At 72.3% G+C, this 20390-nt stretch carries 19 protein-coding genes and 1 pseudogene; 11 read left to right on the plus strand and 9 right to left on the minus strand.

Features of this window, described 5'->3' with window-relative positions:
* Nucleotides 1–192: 192 nt before the first annotated feature.
* Nucleotides 193–1044, minus strand: a complete 852-nt coding sequence (gene speE / locus CSC62_RS01895) for a polyamine aminopropyltransferase (protein WP_162404475.1) — start codon at nucleotides 1042–1044, stop codon at nucleotides 193–195.
* A 159-nt stretch (nucleotides 1045–1203) separates the two neighbouring features.
* Between speE and speA the strand changes: the two genes are divergently transcribed.
* Nucleotides 1204–3093, plus strand: a complete 1890-nt coding sequence (speA, locus tag CSC62_RS01900) for an arginine decarboxylase (protein WP_162404476.1) — start codon at nucleotides 1204–1206, stop codon at nucleotides 3091–3093.
* Between the two features lie 165 nt (nucleotides 3094–3258).
* Here speA and CSC62_RS01905 read toward each other — a convergent pair whose 3' ends face one another.
* The 4 genes from CSC62_RS01905 to radC form a co-directional block, all read right to left on the minus strand.
* Complete coding sequence (locus tag CSC62_RS01905) at nucleotides 3259–4008, minus strand: SDR family NAD(P)-dependent oxidoreductase (RefSeq protein ID WP_162404477.1); 750 nt, start codon at nucleotides 4006–4008, stop codon at nucleotides 3259–3261.
* A 214-nt stretch (nucleotides 4009–4222) separates the two neighbouring features.
* Nucleotides 4223–5011, minus strand: a complete 789-nt coding sequence (locus tag CSC62_RS01910) for an SPOR domain-containing protein (RefSeq protein ID WP_162404478.1) — start codon at nucleotides 5009–5011, stop codon at nucleotides 4223–4225.
* 31 nt (nucleotides 5012–5042) lie between these two features.
* A complete protein-coding gene (gene argS, locus CSC62_RS01915) occupies nucleotides 5043–6731 on the minus strand; it encodes an arginine--tRNA ligase (RefSeq protein ID WP_162404479.1) in 1689 nt (562 codons plus the stop codon).
* Nucleotides 6732–6799: 68 nt separating this feature from the next.
* Nucleotides 6800–7474: a RadC family protein gene (gene radC / locus CSC62_RS01920; protein ID WP_162404480.1), complete on the minus strand. Its 675-nt coding sequence runs from the start codon at nucleotides 7472–7474 to the stop codon at nucleotides 6800–6802.
* A gap of 120 nt (nucleotides 7475–7594) precedes the next feature.
* Between radC and coaBC the strand changes: the two genes are divergently transcribed.
* From coaBC to CSC62_RS01935, 3 genes are read left to right on the plus strand one after another with little or no spacing between them, the layout of a single operon-like run.
* Nucleotides 7595–8833: a bifunctional phosphopantothenoylcysteine decarboxylase/phosphopantothenate--cysteine ligase CoaBC gene (gene coaBC / locus CSC62_RS01925; protein WP_162404481.1), complete on the plus strand. Its 1239-nt coding sequence runs from the start codon at nucleotides 7595–7597 to the stop codon at nucleotides 8831–8833.
* On the plus strand, nucleotides 8830–9303 hold the full coding sequence (gene dut / locus CSC62_RS01930; RefSeq protein WP_162404482.1) for a dUTP diphosphatase: 474 nt from the start codon (nucleotides 8830–8832) through the stop codon (nucleotides 9301–9303). The genes coaBC and dut overlap by 4 nt, the downstream gene beginning before the upstream one ends.
* Before the next feature lie 18 nt (nucleotides 9304–9321).
* Complete coding sequence (locus CSC62_RS01935) at nucleotides 9322–11658, plus strand: phosphomannomutase/phosphoglucomutase (protein WP_162404483.1); 2337 nt, start codon at nucleotides 9322–9324, stop codon at nucleotides 11656–11658.
* 40 nt (nucleotides 11659–11698) lie between these two features.
* Here CSC62_RS01935 and CSC62_RS01940 read toward each other — a convergent pair whose 3' ends face one another.
* Nucleotides 11699–12391 carry a hypothetical protein gene (locus CSC62_RS01940; RefSeq protein ID WP_162404484.1) on the minus strand — a complete coding sequence of 231 codons (693 nt, stop codon included), beginning with the start codon at nucleotides 12389–12391 and terminating at the stop codon, nucleotides 11699–11701.
* A gap of 21 nt (nucleotides 12392–12412) precedes the next feature.
* The gene (pyrE, locus tag CSC62_RS01945) at nucleotides 12413–13072 is read right to left on the minus strand and encodes an orotate phosphoribosyltransferase (RefSeq protein ID WP_162404485.1); all 660 of its coding nucleotides are present in this window, start codon (nucleotides 13070–13072) and stop codon (nucleotides 12413–12415) included.
* A 286-nt stretch (nucleotides 13073–13358) separates the two neighbouring features.
* Here pyrE and CSC62_RS17925 point away from each other — a divergent pair, with 286 nt between their 5' ends.
* From CSC62_RS17925 to CSC62_RS01970, 5 genes are all read left to right on the plus strand, one after another.
* Nucleotides 13359–13544: a type II toxin-antitoxin system RelE/ParE family toxin gene (locus CSC62_RS17925; protein WP_170298345.1), complete on the plus strand. Its 186-nt coding sequence runs from the start codon at nucleotides 13359–13361 to the stop codon at nucleotides 13542–13544.
* A 14-nt stretch (nucleotides 13545–13558) separates the two neighbouring features.
* Entirely contained in the window at nucleotides 13559–13861 is a 303-nt protein-coding gene (locus CSC62_RS01955) for a helix-turn-helix domain-containing protein (RefSeq protein WP_162404486.1), read from the plus strand.
* A gap of 94 nt (nucleotides 13862–13955) precedes the next feature.
* A complete protein-coding gene (locus CSC62_RS01960) occupies nucleotides 13956–14765 on the plus strand; it encodes an exodeoxyribonuclease III (protein ID WP_162404487.1) in 810 nt (269 codons plus the stop codon).
* Nucleotides 14762–16069, plus strand: a complete 1308-nt coding sequence (locus CSC62_RS01965) for an AmpG family muropeptide MFS transporter (RefSeq protein WP_162404488.1) — start codon at nucleotides 14762–14764, stop codon at nucleotides 16067–16069. Before CSC62_RS01960 ends, CSC62_RS01965 begins: the two co-directional genes overlap by 4 nt.
* 79 nt (nucleotides 16070–16148) lie before the next feature.
* Nucleotides 16149–16376, plus strand: a complete 228-nt coding sequence (locus CSC62_RS01970; RefSeq protein WP_162404489.1) for a hypothetical protein — start codon at nucleotides 16149–16151, stop codon at nucleotides 16374–16376.
* Between the two features lie 2 nt (nucleotides 16377–16378).
* Here the strand turns inward: CSC62_RS01970 and CSC62_RS17930 are convergent, their stop codons facing one another.
* Entirely contained in the window at nucleotides 16379–17368 is a 990-nt protein-coding gene (locus CSC62_RS17930) for an isoaspartyl peptidase/L-asparaginase family protein (RefSeq protein WP_246194133.1), read from the minus strand.
* 414 nt (nucleotides 17369–17782) lie between these two features.
* Nucleotides 17783–18322, minus strand: a pseudogene (locus tag CSC62_RS18220) (cyanophycinase); the annotation flags it as partial.
* Between the two features lie 226 nt (nucleotides 18323–18548).
* On the opposite strand from CSC62_RS18220, the gene CSC62_RS01980 reads away from it, so the two are divergent.
* Both CSC62_RS01980 and CSC62_RS01985 read left to right on the plus strand, forming a co-directional pair.
* A complete protein-coding gene (locus CSC62_RS01980; RefSeq protein WP_162404490.1) occupies nucleotides 18549–19142 on the plus strand; it encodes an RNA polymerase sigma factor in 594 nt (197 codons plus the stop codon).
* Entirely contained in the window at nucleotides 19120–20259 is a 1140-nt protein-coding gene (locus CSC62_RS01985; RefSeq protein ID WP_162404491.1) for a FecR family protein, read from the plus strand. Before CSC62_RS01980 ends, CSC62_RS01985 begins: the two co-directional genes overlap by 23 nt.
* Nucleotides 20260–20390: the final 131 nt, after the last annotated feature.

The following is a 20390-nucleotide window of genomic DNA, read 5'->3' on the forward strand; positions in this document are numbered from 1 at the left end:
GGTGGCCGGCGAGGCGTGAATTCTAGAACTGCACAGTCCGCTAATTCTGAATGTTAAGAAAAGGGAACGTTCCAGAAGTGGAACAAATGGGCGGATGGGGGCGCGGGTACCAATGCGATCGGGGCCGCAAGGCGGCCCCGATCGGCGACGTCCGGGCGGCGCGTACGCGACCGCGCCGGAAAGCGGTGAGCCTTACTCGCCCAGGGCCGCGGCCACGAACGGCGGGGCTACCAGCACGCCCTGGTGCAGGTGCGCGCTGTAGTACTTGGTCGCGAACGGCTTGGCCGCCGCCTCGGCCTCGCGGAAGCCGAAACCCTGGCCCTTGCGCGCCAGGGTCACGCTCCACCAGCCGGTCGGATAGCAGGGCTGCGGGAACGGCAGGGTCTTGAAGGTGCTGAAGCCGGCCTTGCCCATTTCGCTGCGCATGGCCTGGATCAGTTCCAGCTGGGCCAGCGGCGACTCGGACTGCTGCACGAGGATGCCGTCGTCCTTCAGCGCGCGGAAGCAACTGGCGTAGAAGTCCTTGTTGAACAGGCCCTCGGCCGGGCCGACCGGATCGGTGGAGTCCACGATCACCACGTCCACGCTGCCGGCCGGGCAGTTGGCCATGTAGGCCACGCCGTCGTCGAACAGCAGCTGCGCGCGCGGGTCGGCGTTGGAATCGCACAGCTCCGGGAAGTGCTTCTCGGCCATGCGCGTGACCTGCTCGTCGATGTCGCACTGGGTCGCGCTCTCCACGCCCGGGTGCTTGAGCACCTCGCGCAGGGTGCCGCAGTCGCCGCCGCCGATGATCACCACCCGCTTCGGCGCGGCATGGGTGAACAGCACCGGGTGGGCGATCATCTCGTGGTACAGGAAGTTGTCGCGGCTGGTGAGCATCACCGCGCCGTCGATCAGCATCAGGTTGCCCCAGTCGGTCGTCCGGTAGATCTCGATCTTCTGGAACGGCGACTGCACCTCGTCCAGCTTGGCCTCGATGCGGTAGCCGATGGCCGAGCCGGTCGGCTCGAAATGCTCGATGTACCAGTTGTCCCGGGTGCTCATGGCGGTGTCCTTCTGCTTTATCCCTTCTCCCTTCGGGAGAAGGTGCCCCGGAAGGGGCGGATGAGGGTGGGGGCCTGCGGCGGGCGCGCATTGTAACGGAGCCCCATGAACGGCAGGGGTAGAATGCGCGTCCTTTCCCGCATCCCGAGCCTTACGCCGATGAGCGACTGGTCCGCCGACCACGCCCGCAAGACCTGGTCCATCCCGCACTGGTCCGGCGGCTACTTCGACGTGGCCGACGGCGCGGTGCAGGTGCTGCCGCGCGGCGCGGACGGTCCGGCCCTGGCGCTGCCGGCGCTGGTGGACGCCGCCCGTGAGCGCGGCATGCAGCTGCCCCTGCTGCTGCGCTTCCCGGACATCCTCGGCGACCGCCTGGCGCGGCTGCAGGCGGCCTTTTCCGGTGCCATGGCCGAATGGGACTACGCCGGCGGCTACACCGCCGTCTACCCGATCAAGGTCAACCAGCACCGCGGCGTGGCCGGCACCCTGGCCGCGCACGCCGGCGAGGGCTTCGGCCTGGAGGCCGGCAGCAAGCCGGAGCTGATGGCGGTGCTGGCCCTGTCGCGCCCGGGCGGGCTGATCGTGTGCAACGGCTACAAGGACCGCGAGTACATCCGCCTGGCCCTGATCGGGCGCAAGCTCGGGCTGGAGACCTTCGTCGTCGTCGAGAAGCCCTCCGAGCTGGCCCTGGTGCTGGAGGAGGCGCGCCACCTCGGCGTGCGCCCCGGCCTGGGCGTGCGCATGCGCCTGGCCTCGCTGGGGGCGGGCAAGTGGCAGAACAGCGGCGGCGACAAGGCCAAGTTCGGGCTGTCCCCGCGCCAGGTGCTGGACCTGTGGAAGTCGCTGCGCGACCAGGGCATGGGCGACTGCCTGCAGCTTTTGCACTTCCACATGGGCTCGCAGATCTCCAACGTGCGCGACATCGCCAACGGCATGCGCGAGGCGGTGCGCTACTTCAGCGAGCTGTCGCGGCTGGGCGCGCAGGTGCGGTACATGGATGTCGGTGGCGGCCTGGGCATCGACTACGAGGGCACCCGCTCGCGCAGTGAGTGCTCGATCAACTACGGCCTGAACCAGTACGCGGCCAACATCGTCCAGCCGCTGGCCGAGGCCTGCGCCCAGCTGGGCCTGCCGCAGCCGCGGATCGTCACCGAATGCGGGCGGGCGATGACCGCCCACCACGCCGTGCTGGTGGCCAACACCACCGAGGTGGAAACCGCGCCGGAAGGCCGCGTGCCCGACGCCCACGCCGACGAGCCGGCGGCGATCCGCCACCTGCGCGAGCTGCACGAGGACCTGGACCGGCGCCCGCCGCTGGAGCTGTACCACGAGGCCCAGCACTTCCACGCCGAGGGCCTGTCTGCCTACGCCCTGGGCCAGATCGACCTGCCCCAGCGCGCGCGGGTGGACGACCTGTTCTACGCCATCGCCCACGCCGTGCGCGCGCGCCTGGACGGCGGCGAGCGCAGCCACCGCCCGGTGCTGGACGAGCTCAACGACCGCCTGGTGGACAAGTACTTCGTCAACTTCAGCGTGTTCGAGTCGATCCCCGACGCCTGGGCGATCGACCAGGTGTTCCCGATCGTGCCGATCGAGCGCCTGGACGAGGCCCCGACCCGGCGCGGGGTGATCGCCGACATGACCTGCGACTCCGACGGCACGGTCAAGACCTACGTCGAGAACGGCGGCCTGGACACCTCGCTGCCGCTGCACCCGGTGCGGCACGGCGAGGGCTACCGGATCGCGTTCTTCCTGGTCGGCGCCTACCAGGAGATCCTCGGCGACATCCACAACCTGTTCGGCGACACCGACGCGGTGGAGGTGCGGCTGGCCGCCGACGGCGGCTACGAGCTGACCCAGCAGCGCCGCGGCGACACCACCGACGTGATGCTCGACTACGTCGGCTACCGCCTGGACGACCTGCGTGCGGCCTACGCCCAGCGCGTGCACGACGCCGGCCTGCCGCAGGACGAGTCGCTGGCGATGGCCGCCGCGCTGGAAGCCGGCCTGACCGGCTACACCTACCTGTCGGACGCGCCGCTGGCCTGACCCTGTCCCGGCGCCCCCCTTGCAGGAGCCGGTCTTGCCGGCGACCGCCATGGCGGGCGAACCGCTGGCAGGCGGCTTGCCCAGGGTGGTCGCCAGCCAGGCGGCCGCTGCGGGCGGCTGCCTGGCCGCGGTCTCCGAACCGGCGGCGCCGGTGGACGAAGCGCTTCAGCTGCGGAACACCTGGAACCCGGCGAAGCTCTGGGTCACTGGCATGATCTCCAGCCGGTTGATGTTGAGGTGCGCCGGCAGGGTGGCCACGTACCAGATCTGCTCGGCGATGTCCTCGGCGGTCATCGGCTGCGCGCCCTTGTACAGCGCGTCGGAGGCGGCCTGGTTGCCGTGGGTGCGGACCAGGGTGAACTCGGTCTCGGCCATGCCCGGCTCGATCGTGGTCACGCGCACGCCGCTGCCGTGCAGGTCGGTGCGCAGGTTGAGCGAGAACTGGCTGACGAAGGCCTTGGTGCCGCCATAGACGTTCCCGCCGGGATACGGATACACCCCGGCCACCGAGCTGACGTTGATGATCGCGCCCTTGCGCGCCACCAGCGCCGGCAGCAGGCGGTGTGTGAGGGTGACCAGGGCGGTGATGTTGGTGTCGATCATCGTCCGCCAGTCATCCAGGCTGGCCTGCTGCGCCGGTGCTGTGCCCAGGGCCAGGCCGGCGTTGTTGACCAGCACGTCGATGTCGCCGAAGCCGGGCGGCAGCGCGTCGAGCGCGGCCGCCATCGCCGCTGCGTCGCGCACGTCGAAGCAGGCCGGATGCACGTTGTCCGCGCCGAGTTCGTCGACCAGCGCCTGCAGGCGCCCGGCGCGGCGGCCGGTGGCCACGATCTTCCAGCCGGCGCCGACGAAGCGGCGCGCGGCGGCCAGGCCGAAGCCGGAGGTGGCGCCGGTGATGAAGGCGGTCTTGGACATCGCGGATTCCTTGTGGGAGAAGCCCGCCGATTCTCGCACCATCGAGGAGCGGGGGCCCGACAGGGGCGGGCCGGCCATCCGCCGGAATGCTGCAGGTGAAACAGCCCCCCTTGAGTCAAGGGGGGCGCGCCGACAGGCGGGGGGGTTATGGATGCAACGGGCACGGGGCCCAAGGTTTGCTACGCAAACCTTGGGGTGATTCCGCCTGGCGGAATCACTGCGCCTTGATCGCCATCGCCGGCAGGCCGCCGCTGGCGAGCTTCTGCTTGGCCTCGGCCAGCTCGCTGGCGCTGCCGTAGGGCCCCATGCGCACGCGGTACACCGTGCGGCCGCCGGCCTGGCCGGATTCGACCCGCGCGCCGAGGCCGAGCATCGCGATCCTGGCCTTCATCTGCTCGGCATCGCCGGAGGCGCCGAAGGCACCGGCCTGGAGGATGTAGCGGGCATCGCCGGTGGTGGTGGCCACTGCGGGAGCGGCCTGCGACGCAGCAGCGGCAGGCGGCGTGGCCGCCGCCTGTGCCGCCGCCGCGGGCGCCGCGGCCTCGATGTTCACCGGTGCGGCGGTCGCGGCCGGAGCAGGGGTGCGGCCTTCCAGCGCGTCGCGGGCGCGGCGGGCCTCCTCCTGTTCCCGGCGGGCCTGCTCGGCACGCGCGCTGGCCGCCAGCTCGGCATCGGACATGCGCACTTCGTTGCCCGGCAGCACGGTGTAGAAGTCGTACTGGGTCGCCGGCGCGTTCGGCGCGGCCTGCGCCGGTGCCTCGCCGGCCGGACCGTCGGCGATCGCCTCGCCATCGGCGATCGGCGCCGGCTGCGCGTCCGGATCGGCGCGTGGGCCGAAACGGACGAAGCCGTCGCCCTCGCCCTTGAACAGCCCCGGCACCGCCAGGAACACCACCGCGCCGATCGCCAGCCCGGCCACCACCCAGACCCACGCCGGGCGGCCATTGCTACGACCGCCGCCGCTCGTCCGCCGCGCCTGGCTCTTGCCACGTCTTGCCGCCATTACCGTATCTCTCTCCGTCGTGCCCGGGGCGTCACATCCGCTCCGGCGCGCTCACGCCGAGCAGGCCCAGGCCGTTGGCCAGGCACTGGCGCACCGCAAGGGCCAGGGCCAGCCGCGCGTCGCGCAGGGCCGCTTCCTCGACCAGCACCGGCGTGTTCGCGTACCAGGTGTGGAAAGCATAGGCCAGTTCGCGCAGGTACTGCGCCACCAGGTGCGGCTCCAGCGACTGTCCGGCCGCCTCCACCGTCTCCGGCCAGCGCGACAGCTCCACGATCAGCGCCAGCGAGCCTTCGTCGTCCAGCCGGGCCAGGTTGGCCAGGGCGTTGGCCTGGTCGTAGACGTAGCCCTTCTCGGCGGCCTGGCGCAGCAGGCTGGCGACCCGGGCGTGCGCGTACTGCACGTAGAACACCGGGTTGTCGTTGCTCTGCTGCCTGGCCAGGTCGATGTCGAACACCAGCTGCGAATCGGGCTTGCGCGCGATCAGGAACCAGCGCGTGGCGTCGCGCCCGGCCTCCTCGATCAGGTCGCGCAGGGTCAGGTAGGAGCCGGCGCGCTTGGACAGCTTCACTTCCTCGCCGCCGCGCATCACCGTGACCATCTGGTGCAGCACGTATTCCGGCCAGCCCCTGGGGATGCCCACGTCCAGCGCCTGCAGGCCGGCGCGCACGCGGGCCAGGCTGCCGTGGTGGTCGGCGCCCAGCTCGGTGATCGCGCGCTGGTAGCCGCGCTGCCACTTGCTCAGGTGGTAGGCCACGTCCGGCACGAAGTAGGTGTAGCTGCCGTCGGACTTGCGCATCACCCGGTCCTTGTCGTCGCCGAAGTCGGTGGACTTCAGCCACAGGGCGCCGCCTTCCTCGTAGGTGTGGCCCTTGGCGGTCAGCTCGCGCACCGTCTCCTCGACCTTGCCGTCGGTGTACAGCGAGCTTTCGAGGAAATAGATGTCGAAGTCCACGCCGAACGCGGCCAGGTCCTGGTTCTGCTCGTTGCGCAGGTACGCCACGGCGAAGCGGCGGATCGCGTCGGTGTCCTCCGCGTCGCCGGTGCCGGTGACGGCGTGGCCCTCGATCTCCACGGTGTCGCCGCGCAGGTAGGCGTCGGCCACGTCCTGGATGTAGTCGCCGTTGTAGGCCTCCGCCGGCCAGTCGGCGTCGCCGGGCTTGAGCCCGCGGGCGCGGGCCTGGGTCGAGCGGGCCAGGTTGTCGATCTGCACGCCGGCGTCGTTGTAGTAGAACTCGCGCTTGACGTTCCAGCCGTTGGCGTCGAGCACCCGGGCAATGCAGTCGCCGATCGCCGCGGCGCGGCCATGGCCGACGTGCAGCGGGCCCGTCGGGTTGGCCGAGACGTACTCCACACCGGCGGTGCGGCCCTGGCCGGAGGTATTGCGGCCGTAATCGGCGCCGTGCTTCAGGGCGGCGGCGACCTCGCGCTGCCAGGCGCCCGGGGTCAGGTGGAAGTTGATGAAGCCCGGGCCGGCGATCTCCACCCGGGCGATGTCGTCGCTGGCCGGCAGGGCGGCGACCAGCGCCTGCGCCAGCGCGCGCGGGTTGCTGCGCGCGGCCTTGGCCAGCAGCATCGCCGCGTTGGTGGCGAAGTCGCCGTGCTCGCGGGTCTTGGGCCGCTCGATCACGAAATCCGGGGTGGCGGCATCGGCCGGCACGGTGCCGGCGGCGCGCAGGGCGTCGATGCCCTGGGCGACCAGGGCGCTGAGGAGGGTGTTCACTCGGGGGACCGGGTTGCGGTTTGGCCGGGCATTTTACCCGGTCCGCCGCCGGCGCCGCCTGCGGGCGCTCAGACCAGGCCGCGGGCGGCCAGCGACACCGGCTCGCCGTCGCCGACCACGAAATGGTCCAGCAGCCGCACCTCGACCAGGGCCAGGGCCTGCTTGAGCCGGGCGGTGACCGCGCGGTCGGCGGCGGACGGGTCGGCGCAGCCGGAAGGGTGGTTGTGGCCGACGATCACCGCCGCGGCGTTATGCGCCAGGGCCCGGCGCACGACCTCGCGCGGGTGGACCTCGGCGCCGTCGATGGTGCCATGGAACAGTTCCTCGAAGGCCAGGGCGCGGTGCCGGGTGTCTAGGAACAGGGCGGCGAACACCTCGTGCGGATACGACCGCAGCCGCCGGGCGAAGTAGCGGCCGGCGGTGACCGGGTCGGTCAGCGCGTCGCCGCGTTCCAGGGCCGCGGCCAGGTGGCGATTGCCCAGCTCCAGCGCGGCCGCCAGCTGGCAAGCGCGGGCCGGGCCGAGGCCGGGCAGGCGGGCCAGGTCGCCGGGCTCGCGGTCGAGCAGGGTGCGCAAAGGGCCGTGGGCGGCGAGCAGCTCGCGCGAGGTCTGGACCGCATCGCGTCCCTGCAGGCCCGAGCCGAGGAAGATCGCCAGCAGCTCGGCGTCCGACAGCACGCCGGCGCCGCGGGCCAGCAGCTTCTCGCGGGGACGTTCGCAGGAGGGCCAGTCGCGGATGTGCATGGCCTGGAGCCGATGGCGGGACGGGCCTCCAGCCTGCGCCCGCGTCCATCCGCCCCGCATCGGTCCCTTACGGACCTTGGAGTAAGCTTGTGGGCCCATCCACGGTAGGAAAAGTCCCACGTGAGCCCTTCGGCCACCGCCGCCCTGGCGGGACAGCGGATCCTGTTGTGCGTGGGCGGCGGAATCGCCGCCTACAAGTCGCTGGAACTGGTCCGGCGCCTGCGCGAGGCCGGCGCCGAGGTGCAGGTGGCGATGACCGCCGGCGCCCAGCAGTTCGTCACCCCGCTCAGCTTCCAGGCCCTGTCCGGGCAGCCGGTGCGCACCACGCTCTGGGACAGCGCCGCCGAGCAGGCCATGGGCCACCTGGAACTGGCCCGCTGGGCCGACCGGGTGCTGGTTGCCCCGGCCACCGCCGACCTGCTGGCGCGGCTGGCGCACGGCCTGGCCGACGATCTTGTCACCACCCTGTGCCTGGCCACCGAGGCGCCGCTGTCGGTGGCCCCGGCGATGAACCACCGCATGTGGCGGCACCCGGCCACCGCCGCCAACGTCGCCCTGTTGACCGGGCGCGGGGTGCAGGTGATCGGCCCGGACGACGGCCCGCTGGCCGAGGGCGAATCCGGCCCGGGCCGCCTGCGCGAGCCGGAGGCGATCGTGGCGGTCTTGGCCGCCGGGGGCGCGCCGGCCGCTCCGCCGGCCGAAGGCCTGCTGCAGGGCATGAGGGTCGTGGTCAGCGCCGGCCCCACCTACGAGGACCTGGACCCGGTGCGCTACCTGGGCAACCGCAGCAGCGGCAAGATGGGCTTCGCCGTGGCCGCCGCCGCCGCCCGCCAGGGCGCGCAGGTGGTGCTGGTCGCCGGCCCGGTGCATCTGGAGACCCCGCCGGGGGTGCGCCGGGTGGATGTGCGTTCGGCCGAACAGATGCGCGAGGCGGTGGCGGCCGCGTTGCCGGCCGACGTCTACGTCGGCGCCGCCGCGGTCGCCGACTACACCCCGCGCGCGTTCTCGCCCAGCAAGATCAAGAAGACCGGTACCGGCCAGACCCTGGCCCTGGACCTGGTCCGCACCCCCGACATCCTGGCCGAGGTCGCCCAGCGCGAGGACGCCGGGCTGAAGCTGGTGGTCGGGTTCGCGGCCGAGACCGACAACGTGGCCGACTATGCGCGTCAGAAACTGACCGCCAAGCACCTGGACCTGATCGTGGCCAACCGGGTCGGGGTGCCGGGCAGCGGCTTCGAGAGCGACGACAACGCCATGACCGCCTACTGGCCCGCCGGCGAGCGCGACTTCCCGCCCGCGCCCAAGGTCCGCCTGGCCGAGGGCCTGGTCGAGCTGATCGCGCAGAGGCTGCAGGCATGAGCGCGGCCGCGCGCAGCCACACCCTGGAGGTGAAGCTGCTGGACCCGCGCTTCGGCGACAGCTGGCCCCTGCCCGAATACGCCACCGCCGCCAGCGCCGGCCTGGATCTGCGCGCGGCGCTGGACGCCGAGCTGGTGCTGCAGCCGGGCGATGCGGCGCTGGTACCCAGCGGCCTGGCCATCCACATCGCCGACCCGGGCCTGTGCGCCCTGGTCCTGCCGCGCTCGGGGCTGGGCCACCGCCACGGCATCGTCCTGGGCAACGGCACCGGCCTGATCGACGCCGACTACCAGGGCCCCCTGCTGATCAGCGTCTGGAATCGAGGCCGCGAGGCCTTCACCATCCAGCCCGGCGACCGCATCGCCCAGCTGGTGTTGGCACCAATCGTGCGTGCAGAACTGAAGGTCGTGGACACCTTCGCCGGCAGCCAGCGCGGCGAGGGCGGATTCGGCCACACCGGCGTACGCTGACAAGGGATACAAGGACGCATGACCAAGATGGATGCACGCAAGCCCATTCCCGGCCAGGCCGCCCGCGTCGGACCGCTGCTGGCGCTGCTGCTGTTGCTGCTGGCGGCGTGGTTCGGCTGGAACGGCTGGAACCAGTGGCGGGCCGATGCCCGCGAGGCCGACCTGACCGCCGCGCGCGACCAGGCGGTCGCGGCGACCGCGTCGGCACTGTCGGCGCAGGAGCGCGCCCTCGGCGAGCGGCTCAAGGGCGAAGAGTTCCAGGCCGCCCTGGCGGGCGGCGATCCGGCCGCCGCTGCGGCCGCCCTGCGCGCCGCCTGGCCGCAGGCCGAGGACAGCGCGGTGTGGCGCGCCGACCTGGCTGCCGGGTATGCCGATGCCAACGCTTTCGGCTACGCCCGCCTGGCCCTGCTCGAGCGCGCGCTCAGCGGCGACGCGCCAGTGGCCGCGGTGGTCCGCGACGAAGGCAAGCCCAGGCTGGGGGTGGCCGCGCCGGTGAACCTCGGCGGCCAGGCCGCGGTGGCCTACGTACGCCTGCCGTTGCCTTTGCTCACCGCCGGCGTCTCCCAGGCGCCGGTGCCCGAAGGCACCTACCTGGCCCTGCGCCAGGGCAACTACAACGTGATCGAGCGCGGCAACGGCTCGCTGGCGCAGAGCGCCGACCTGCTCTCGCGCGAGGTCGGCAAGACCGGCCTGCGCGCGGCGGCGGCGGTGCCCGATCCGGGCGTGGCCCCGTTCGGCCTGGGCGCGCTGGCCTGTTTCGTGGTGGCCGGGGTGTTCGCCGTGCTGGCGGTGCTGGCCCTGCTGCTGGCCCACCCGCGGGTGCGCGGGCTGCTGCGCCGCCGCGCCGCCGCCGCGCCGGCGGCGGAAGACCTGCCGACCCTGGGCCAGACCCTGCGCGATTCCGCCGCCGAGGCACCGGCCGCTGCGGCCGCCTCCCCGCGCGCCGCGCCGGCGGTGCAGGACGTGCAGCTGGATCCGGGCATCTTCCGCGCCTACGACATCCGCGGCGTGGTCGGCAAGCAGCTGACCCCGCAGGTCGCCGCGCGGATCGGCCAGGCGATCGGCAGCGTGATGGCCGAGCAGGGCCTGACCGACATCGTGGTCGGCCGCGACGGCCGCCTGTCCGGGCCCGAGCTGTCGGGCGGCCTGATCGAGGGCCTGCGCCGGGCTGGCCGCAACGTGATCGACGTGGGCATGGTCCCGACCCCGGTGGTGTACTTCGCCGCCTACCACCTGCGCGCCGGCAGCGGCGTGGCGGTGACCGGCAGCCACAACCCGCCCGACTACAACGGCTTCAAGATCGTGGTCGGCGGCGAGACCCTGTCCGGCGACGCGATCTCCGACCTGTACGCGCGCATCGCCGAGGGCCGCCTGCACCAGGCCGACCCGGGCGTGCTGACCCAGCACGACGTGGCCGACGACTACATCCAGCGGATCGCCGACGACGTCCAGCTCGAGCGCCCGCTGAAGGTGGTGGCCGACGCCGGCAATGGCGTCGCCGGCGAGATCGCCCCGCGCCTGCTGGAGGCGATCGGCGCCGACGTGATCCCGCTGTACTGCGAGGTCGACGGCACCTTCCCCAACCACCACCCGGACCCGAGCGAGCCGCACAACCTCGAGGACCTGATCCAGACGGTCAAGCAGTTCGACGCCGACATCGGCCTGGCCTTCGACGGCGACGGCGACCGCCTGGGCGTGGTCACCAGGGAAGGCAAGGTGATCTTCCCCGACCGCCTGCTGATGCTGTACGCGGCCGACGTGCTGCAGCGCAATCCGGGCGCGATGGTGATCTACGACGTCAAGTGCACCGGCAAGCTGTCCGACTACATCCTGCGCAACGGCGGCAGCCCGCTGATGTGGAAGACCGGCCACTCGCTGATCAAGTCGAAGATGCGCGAGACCGAGGCCGAGCTGGCCGGCGAGATGAGTGGCCACTTCTTCTTCAAGGAGCGCTGGTACGGCTTCGACGACGGCCTGTACTCGGCCGCGCGCCTGCTGGAGATCCTGGCCGGCCGCGCGGAGAGTGCCTCGGAAGTGCTCGACGAGCTGCCCGACAGCGTCTCCACCCCGGAGATCAAGGTCCCGGTGGAGGACAATCCGCACGGGGTCGTGGCCCGCTTCGCCGCCGCCGCCCAGGTCGAGGACGCGCCGTTCGCCGGCGCCCGCCTGACCACCATCGACGGCCTGCGCGCGGACTGGAACGACGGCTGGGGCCTGCTGCGCGCCTCCAACACCACCCCGGTGCTGGTGCTGCGCTTCGAGGCCGACGACGAGGCGGCGCTGGCGCGGATCAAGGACCTCTACCGCGAGCAGCTGCGCGGCCTGCTGCCGGAAGGCACGCCGCTGGAGTTCTGAGGCCTCCGGCCGGCTCCTGCGAGGGGCCGGCGCGTCGCGATTACCGCTCCGGCGGCAGGCTGGCCACGCCGCGCCCGCCCGGGGCGTCGGCGGCCTTCAGCGCGCGGTAGCGCTCGAGGATGTCGGCGATCTCCACGTCCAGCGCGGCCCGCTGGTTCTCGAAGCTGCGCTGCAGCAGCTTGTTGTACAGCAGCTGGGCGTGGCGCTGGCGGATGTCGTCGGCCAGCTGGTCCGGCACCGGCTTGCCGCCGAGCTCGCGCTCGCCGGCGGTGCGCAGCAGGGTCACCAGGCCCTCGCGCAGGCTGGCCACGTTGTAGCGCGCGGTCTGGATGCTGTTGTCGACCAGGCCGATCCGCTCGGCGAACACCCGGCGCAGCTCCTCCTCGTCCTGGAAGGTGACCAGCATGGCCTGGTCGGTGCGGCGGCGGGTCTCCAGCGCCAGCGCCTCGGTGCGGCGGCGGGCCTCCTCGTCGGCCTGGGCGGCGCGTTCCTCGTCGGTCAGCGCGCGCTGGATCTCGCCGGTGCGGATGCCGCTGCTGGCGCTGATCTCCTCGCGCGCGGAGGCCATCGCCTCCGGCGGCACCGTGTCGGAACAGACCCGCTGGCCGCCCTGGTCCCAGCAGTACAGCTTCTTGGCGGGCGGCTTGCCACTCTGCGCCGCCGCCAGTGCCGGCAAGGCCAGGCAGGCGAGCAAGGCCAGGCGCGAAGGCCCGGTCGTGGAACGGTTCGGCATCACGGCAGCCCCCTGCTGTCTTCAGCCCGACGGATCGCTGCCGTAGCGGGCCCGATAGGCCTGCAATGGCGCGCGGAATGCGGCCAGTGTGTCGTTTCCGGCGGCGAATGCAAGCAGGTCTGCCAGCCCGGCCACGGCCTGCACCGGCACCCCGGCTTCGGCCGCCACCGCCTGCGCGGCCGAACGGCGGTCGGACTCGCCCGCGACCTCCTGCCGGTCCAGCGCGACCACGATCCCGGTCACCGTTCCGCCGGCGCCGGCGATGATCCCCAGCGCCTCGCGGATCGCGGTGCCGGCGGTGATCACGTCGTCCACCACCAGCACCCGGCGCCCGGCCAGCGGCGCCCCGATCAGGCTGCCGCCCTCGCCATGGGCCTTGGCCTCCTTGCGGTTGAACGCCAGCGGCAGGTCGCGGCCGCGGCGCGCGTACTCGCAGGCCAGCGCGGTCGCCAGCGGGATGCCCTTGTAGGCCGGGCCGAACAGCAGGTCGAAACGCAGCCCGGCCGCATCGATCGCGTCGGCGTAGCAGGCCGCCAGCGCCGCCAGGCTGGCGCCGCTGTCGAAGCGCCCGGCGTTGAAGAAATAGGGCGAGACCCGGCCCGACTTCAGGGTGAACTCGCCGAAGCGCAGGGCATCGGCGTCCAGGGCCAGTTGCAGGAAGCGGGTGCGGTGGTCGGACATGCCTTGGAAAGTGAATCGGAGAAGCGCCAAAGGATACCCGGCGCGCCCGGTTGCTTCGCATGGCCATGGGCAGGCCGGCAAGCAGGCAGGCCGGGCGATTGCGCGGGGCGCCGGCCAGTGCTTGCATGAATATACAAGTAAATATATATTCCGGGCCATGAAGGAGCTGCACTGGATCGGAACCTCATTGGACGACCTGCGCGGGTTTCCGACGGATGCCCGGGCCGAAGCGGGCACGGACCTGCGCCTGGTCCAGCAGGGGGGCGATCCACGGGACTGGTAGCCCATGCCGGATGTCGGCGCCGGCACCCGGGAGATCCGGGTGCGCACCAGGGATGGTGCCTTCCGGGTTTTCTACGTGGTCGAGAGCGCCACGGACGTCTATGTGCTGCATGCCTTCCAGAAGAAAAGCCAGAAGACTGCGGCCAGTGACCTCGAGAAGGGCAAGGCCCGATACAGACTTATTCCATGAATGAGAGGTGCCCCATGCGCAAGAGTGACAGGGACGAAAACAGGATCACGACGTCCAGCGGCAATGTATTCGCCGATCTCGGGTTCGATGAGGCCGAAGCCCAGGTGCTTGCGCTGCGTGCGGACCTCATGGCGCAGCTCGAGCAGACGATCAAGGCGCGCAAGCTGACCCAAGTTGCGGCTTCCAAGGTCCTGGGCGTGAGCCAGGGGCGAGTGTCAGACCTGGCCCGGGGAAAGGTCGAGAAGTTCAGCCTCGACATGTTGGTCACCTTTGCGGCCAAGCTGGGCAAGCCTGCCAGGATCGAACTGTCGGCCTGATGCCGGATCGGTCCGTCCGGGCAAGCCAAGGGGCGCACGCCGCCGCCGCGATTCGCTAGGCTAGCGGCCTGTCCCGCTTCCCGTGTCCTGCCGCATGCGCATCATCAGCTTCAACGCCAATGGCATCCGTTCGGCCGCCAGCAAGGGGTTCTTCGACTGGTTCGGCCAGCAGGACGCCGACGTGCTGTGCATGCAGGAGACCAAGGCGCAGGAGCACCAGCTGGCCGGGCCGGAGTTCCTGCCGGCCGGCTACAAGGCCTGGTTCCGCGATGCGAGCACCAAGAAGGGCTACAGCGGCGTGGCGATCTACGCGCGGCGCGAGCCGGACGAGATCCGCACCGCGCTGGGGCGGCCGGACTTCGACGAGGAGGGGCGCTACATCGAGGCGCGCTTCGGCAACCTGAGCGTGGTCTCGTTCTACATCCCGTCCGGTTCGTCGGGCGAGCTGCGCCAGGGCTACAAGTTCCAGATCATGGAATGGCTGAAACCGGTCCTGGACCAGTGGCTGGCCAGCGGCCGCGACTACGTGCTGTGCGGGGACTGGAACATCGTCCGTTCGCGCCTGGACATCCGTAACTGGACCTCCAACCAGAAGAATTCCGGCTGCCTGCCGCCGGAGCGCGACTGGCTCAACGGCCTGTGCGCGGACCTGGCCGAGGAGGCCGACGCGAAGGCCGGGCGCGGCTGGGTCGATGCCTACCGCGCGCTGCATCCCACCGGCGAGGACTACACCTGGTGGAGCAACCGCGGCGCCGCCCGGGCCAACAACGTGGGCTGGCGGATCGACTACCAGTTCGTGACCCCTGCCTTGCGCGAGCGCCTGCGCGCGTGCTCGATCCACCGCGCCGACCGCTTCTCCGACCACGCCCCGTTCACCGTGGACTACGCCGGGCCGGTGGCATGACCGCGGCCGCGCCGGACAGGCCGGCGTACAAGGGCTGGGTCGGGATCCGCCGCGCCTTCGGCACGCCGTCGGCGGCGACGATGGCGCTGCTCGGATTCGGCTGCGGGCTGCCGTTCCTGCCGATCGCCTCGATGACCCTGTCCACCCGGCTGCGCGACTCGGGCCTGGACCTAGGCAGCATCGGCCTGATCAGCCTTGCGAGCTTCTTCTACCTGCTCAAGTTCCTGTGGGCGCCGCTGATCGACCGCTACGTGTTCGCGCCGCTGGGCGTGTTCGGCCGGCGCCGCTCGTGGCTGTTGGCCGCGCAGCTGGGCGTGGCCGCGGGCCTGGCGGCGCTGGCCCTCACCCGGCCGGAGCTGGGGGTGGGGCCGCTGGTGGCCTGGGTGCTGTTCACCTCCTTCGCCGGCGCGACCCAGGATTCGGTGGTCGACGCCTACCGGATCGAGGTCGCCCCGGCGCAGGCGCAGGCCGCGCTGGCGGCGACCTACACCCTGGGTTACCGCATCGGCCTGATCGTCGGCGGCGCCGGCGCGCTGTATCTGGCCGAATTCGCCGGCTGGAAGAGCGCCTACCTGGCGATGGCCGCGCTGATGGCGCTGCCGCTGCTGGCCACCCTGTGTTCGCGCGAGCCGGACGCACCGGAGGCGACGGTGCAGCGGCGGATCGATTTCCTCGGCGCGTTCTGGCAGCCGTTCTCCAGCTTCTTCGCCAACAACGGCTGGGCGCTGGGGCTGGTCCTGCTGTTGTTCGTGGGCCTGTTCAAGTTCCCCGACCAGGTGATCGGGGTGATGGCCGGCCCGTTCTACCTGGACAGCGGCTACACCAAGGCCGACATCGCCACGGTCTCCAAGCTGTACGGAATCTGGGCCGGAATCGGCGGCGCGTTCCTCGGCGGGCTGTGCGTGGCCGCGTTCGGCTTCCGGAAGATGCTGTTCGTGGCCGCGCTGGGCGTAGCCCTGTCGAACCTGGCCTTCCTGCTGATGAGCCAGTACCCGTCGCAGATCTGGGCGTTCTACGCGGCCATCACCGCCGACAACGTCTCCCAGGGCTTCGCCGGCACGGTGCTGGTGGCGTTCATGTCCTCGTTGACCGACCGCAACTTCACCGCCACCCAGTTCGCCCTGCTGGTGTCGCTGGCCAACCTGCCGGGCAAGTTCGCCGGTGGGGTGTCCGGTTATGTGGTGGAGGCCAGCTCGTACGGCACGTTCTTCGTGCTCAGCGCGCTGACGGTGGTGCCGACCCTGGCCCTGCTGGCCTGGCTGTGGCCGCGGATCCGCGAAGCCGGACCTGCCGCGCAGAACTGAACGCCGGCCGGGGCGCGGCGATTCCGCGCCCCGGCGATCCGTGGCAGTCTTGCCGCACCACCAAGGACCCACCCACGCTATGGCCGACCTGGTGCTGCGCGACATCGACCCGATCCTGGCCGACCGCATCCGTCGCGTCTCGGTGGCGCGCGGCTGGACCCAGCAGGAAACCCTCACCCGGCTGCTCGAGCAGGGCCTGTTCGCCTCCGAGCACGAGGTCCGTAGCGGCTTCGAGAATCCCGAGGTGACCGCGTTGTCGGATGCGATCGCGGCGCTGAAGATGCTGCCGGCGGGCAAGGGGTTCTAGGGTCAGGGAAGTGGCAATGCTTCGTCGCGGAACACCGCCACGTGCGGCACGCCGTCGACGCCGATCCAGCCGCGGTACATGCCCTCGGTGTTGAACGGGAAGGCCAGGCTGCCGTCGGCGCCCAGGGCGATCGCGCCGCCGTCGCCGCCGGCCTTGGGGATGTCGCGGTTGATCACCGCCTCGGCCGCCCGCGCCAGCGGCGCGCCGGCCAGGCGCACCCGGGCGCAGATCTCGTGGGCGGCGGCGGCACGGATGTAGAACTCGCCCCAGCCGGTGCCCGAGACCGCGCAGCGTGTGTCGGCCCAGGTGCCGGCGCCGATGATCGGCGAATCGCCGACCCGGCCGTAGCGCTTGTCGGTCATACCGCCGGTGGATGTGCCGGCGGCCAGGCGGCCCTGGCCGTCCAGGGCCAGCGCGCCGACGGTGCCGAAGTAGTCGTGCGGGCGCTCGACTCGGGCCTGGCCGGAGGCTTCCTCCTTCAGCCTTTGCTGCAGCTGCTGCCAGCGCTTCTCGGTGCGGAAGTACGCCGGATCGACCAGCTCCACGCCCTGCCCGGCGGCGAAGGCCTCGGCGCCGGCGCCGACCATCATCACGTGCTTCGAGCGCTCCATCACCGTGCGCGCCAGCCGGATCGGGTTCTTCACCCGGTGCACGCCGGCGATCGCGCCGGCCCGGCCGCTGGCGCCGTCCATGATCGAGGCGTCCAGCTCGTTGCGGCCGTCGTGGGTGAACACCGCGCCGCGGCCGGCGTTGAACTGCGGCGCGTCCTCGAGCACCGCGATCGCCGCGGCCACCGCCTCGGTGGAGGGCTGGCCGGCGCGCAGGGCGGCATGGCCGGCGCGCAGCGCCGCTTCCAGGGCCTTGCGCGCGGCGGCCTCGTCTTCGGCGCTCAGGTCGGCGCGTTCGACGCCGGCGCCGCCGTGGACCACCAGCAAGGGCGCGTCCAGCGCCACCAGCACGCCGTCGCGCACCGCGTAGCGGCGCGTGGCCAGCGGCCGCTCGACCCGGCCCTCGGGCAGGTGCAGCACCGAGCCGGTGCCGGCGACCACGGCCTCCAGGCCCGCCACGTTCATCGGTGCATCCTCGGCCTGGCTCTCGAAGCCGCCGCGGACCACGGTGGCGCCGGCGCCGGGCGCGGTGGCGAACACCCGCCCGCGGCCGTCGCCCTCCACCGCCACCGCTGCGTCTTCGTCCACGCCCAGCCCGACCAGCGGCCGCCCGGCGTGGGCCTCGGCCTTGGCGACGAAGGCGACCAGGCGGCCGAGCCGGCCGCGCTCGCTGAAGTGGGTGTCGGTGATCACCCCGCGCAGCCGCTCCAGCCGCAGGAAGCCGGTCTCGATGGTGTTGTCGTCGCCGAGCGGGTCGGCCAGCGCGCGCGGGCTGGTCTGGCTGCCGCCGTCCATCGCGCCGTACAGGTATTCGCCCAGCATCGCCAGGCCGGCACTGGTGCCGCCCAGCGGCTTGCCGTCGCGCACGTGCTTCTCCAGCGCCGCGGCCACCGGGGTGCCGCGCCAGTAGCGCACGTAGCGCGACTGGTCGCCGCCGGCCAGGAAGATGCCGTCGGCCCGCGCCAGCGCGCGCAGCATGGCCGGATCGCCGGCGCTTTCGCGGTCCTTGAACACGAAGGTCTCCACTGAGGCGATGCCGCCGACCTCGCGGTAGAACTCCTCGCCGATCTCCCCGCCCAGCGAGGCGCGCAGGACCACGATGTGGCCGTGCCCGGCCTTGGCCATGAACCAGCGCAGGGCGTCGAAGTTGCGGTCGCCGCCGCCCATCAGCAGCAGGCCGGGTTCGACCTTGCCGGGCGTGCGCGCGTCCTTGTCGCCGAGCAGGTGGTGGCCGAGTTCGGCCGCCTGCGCCGGCAGGGCGCAGGCCGCGGCCAGGGCCAGCCAGGTGCCGAGCCGCCGCAAAGTCCGTCCGATCTTCCTGCCGCCGGCTGCCTTCATGCGCTCGCTCCCGTTCGATGCCGCGGCCGGATGGCCGCCGCTTCCAGACTAGACGAACGGGCGCGGGTCTTCCCCCATGACCGATCTCTGTTGTAGGAGCCGGTCTTGCCGGCGACCGTGGAGGCGGATGGATCAATGGCATCCGGTTTCACGCAGACGCTTCCGCCATGGCGGTCGCCGCAAGACCGGCTCCTACAAGGGGAGGCGGGTCGGCTACAGTGCGGCCATGCCCACCGAATTCGACGCCTGGTTCGTCCGCGAGGTGCTGGTCCACGAGCGCGCACTGGTGCAGTACCTGCAGCGCGCCTGGCCGCAGCGCGACGAGGTCCACGACCTGCGCCAGGAGGTCTACGCCCGGGTCTACGAGGCCGCCGCCCGCAGCCGGCCGACCGCGCCGCGGGCGTTCCTGTTCGCCACTGCCCGGCACCTGATGACCGACCGCCTGCGCCGCAGCCGGGTGGTGTCGATCGAGCCGGTGGGTGATTTCGAGTCCTCGAACGTCTACCTGATCGACGAGGTTTCGCCCGAGCGCTGGCTCGGTACCCGCCAGGCCCTGCGGCGGCTGACCCAGGCGCTGGAGCGCCTGCCCGACCGCTGCCGCGAGGTGGTCTGGCTGCGCCGGGTGGAGGAGCTGTCGCAGAAGGACGTGGCCGCGCGCCTGGGCATCAGCGAGAAGACCGTGGAAAAACACCTGGCCAAGGGGATGCGCCTGATCGCCGACTACCTCTACGGGGGCGACGAAAGCTCGGCCGCGTCCGCGCGGCGGCGCGCGCCGGCGGCGCAGGGAGACGACGGGCATGGACGCCAGCAGGCGGATTGAGCGCACCGCCGCCGCCTGGCTGGCGCGGCGCGACGGCGGCGACTGGTCGCCGCAGGCGCAGGCCGAGCTGGACGCCTGGCTGGCCGAGCGCACCGAGCACCGGGTCGCCCTGCTGCGGCTGGAATCGGCCTGGCACGAGGCGGCGCGGCTGAAGGCGCTGGCCGCCGGCCTGTCCGGGGGGCAGGTGCCGGCACGCGGCCACTGGGCGCGCTGGACCGGTGCGATGGCGGCGACGGGCGACGGCGACGGCGGCGGAGAGGCGGCAGGCACCGCTGCTGCGAATCCGCACCCCGCGTCCGCGGTATGCGATGCCCGCGCCGCCACGCCGCCGCCCGACCTGCGCGCACTGACCTTCAACCCGCGACCGGCCGTGCGCGCATCGCGCTGGCCGGCCGGGCTGGCGGCGGTCTGCGTGCTCGGCCTGGCCGGCGTCGTCGGCGGGTTCGGCTGGCAGGCCAGCGGCCGCGAACAGGCGACCTACGCCAGCGCCCGCGGCCAGGTGCGCGAACTGGTCCTGGGCGATGGCTCGCAGGTGACCCTGGGCAGCGACAGCCGCCTGGACGTCAGCCTGGAACGCGGCCGGCGCCGGATCGCCTTGGTCCAGGGCGAGGCTATCTTCGCCGTCGCCCATGATCCGGGCCGGCCGTTCGAGGTCGAGGCCGGCGGCCGCCGTGCCATCGCCGTGGGCACCCGCTATTCGGTCCGGCGCCAGGCCGACGGCCTGCGGGTGGTGGTGACCGAGGGCCGGGTCCGGCTGGAAAGCGCCGAAGCCGGCGGCCGCCCGCATCCGGCGGCTTTGCTGACCGCCGGCAGCGTGGCCACCGCCGGCCGCGACGGCCTGCTGGTGCGCGCGCTGGCGGCCGGCGAGGCCGAGCGCCTGCTGGAATGGCGCCAGGGCTTCCTCGCCTTCGACGACGCCCCGCTGGCCGAGGCGGCGGCCGAGTTCAACCGCTTCAACGCCCGCCGCCTGGAACTGGCCGACCCGGCGGTGGCCGGCCTGCGGGTCGGTGGCAACTTCCGCTGGGACAACCTCGACGGCTTCGTCGGCCTGCTCGAGCAGGGCTTCCCGGTGCGCGCCGAGCGCCATCCCGACCGCATCGTCCTGCACGCGCGCTGAGCCCGGCGTAGCGGCCATGCACCGCCAAGGTGCGACGGCGGCGACATCACGTTGTCCGGCATCGTCGGCATGGGGGGAACGGCCCGCCCGTTCGTCGTGCTCCATTGAAGGTGCCGCTGCGTGCACCGCCG

Origin of the sequence: Pseudoxanthomonas jiangsuensis (assembly GCF_010093185.1) — a bacterium.
In the GTDB taxonomy this organism is placed as follows: Bacteria; Pseudomonadota; Gammaproteobacteria; order Xanthomonadales; family Xanthomonadaceae; genus Pseudoxanthomonas; species Pseudoxanthomonas jiangsuensis.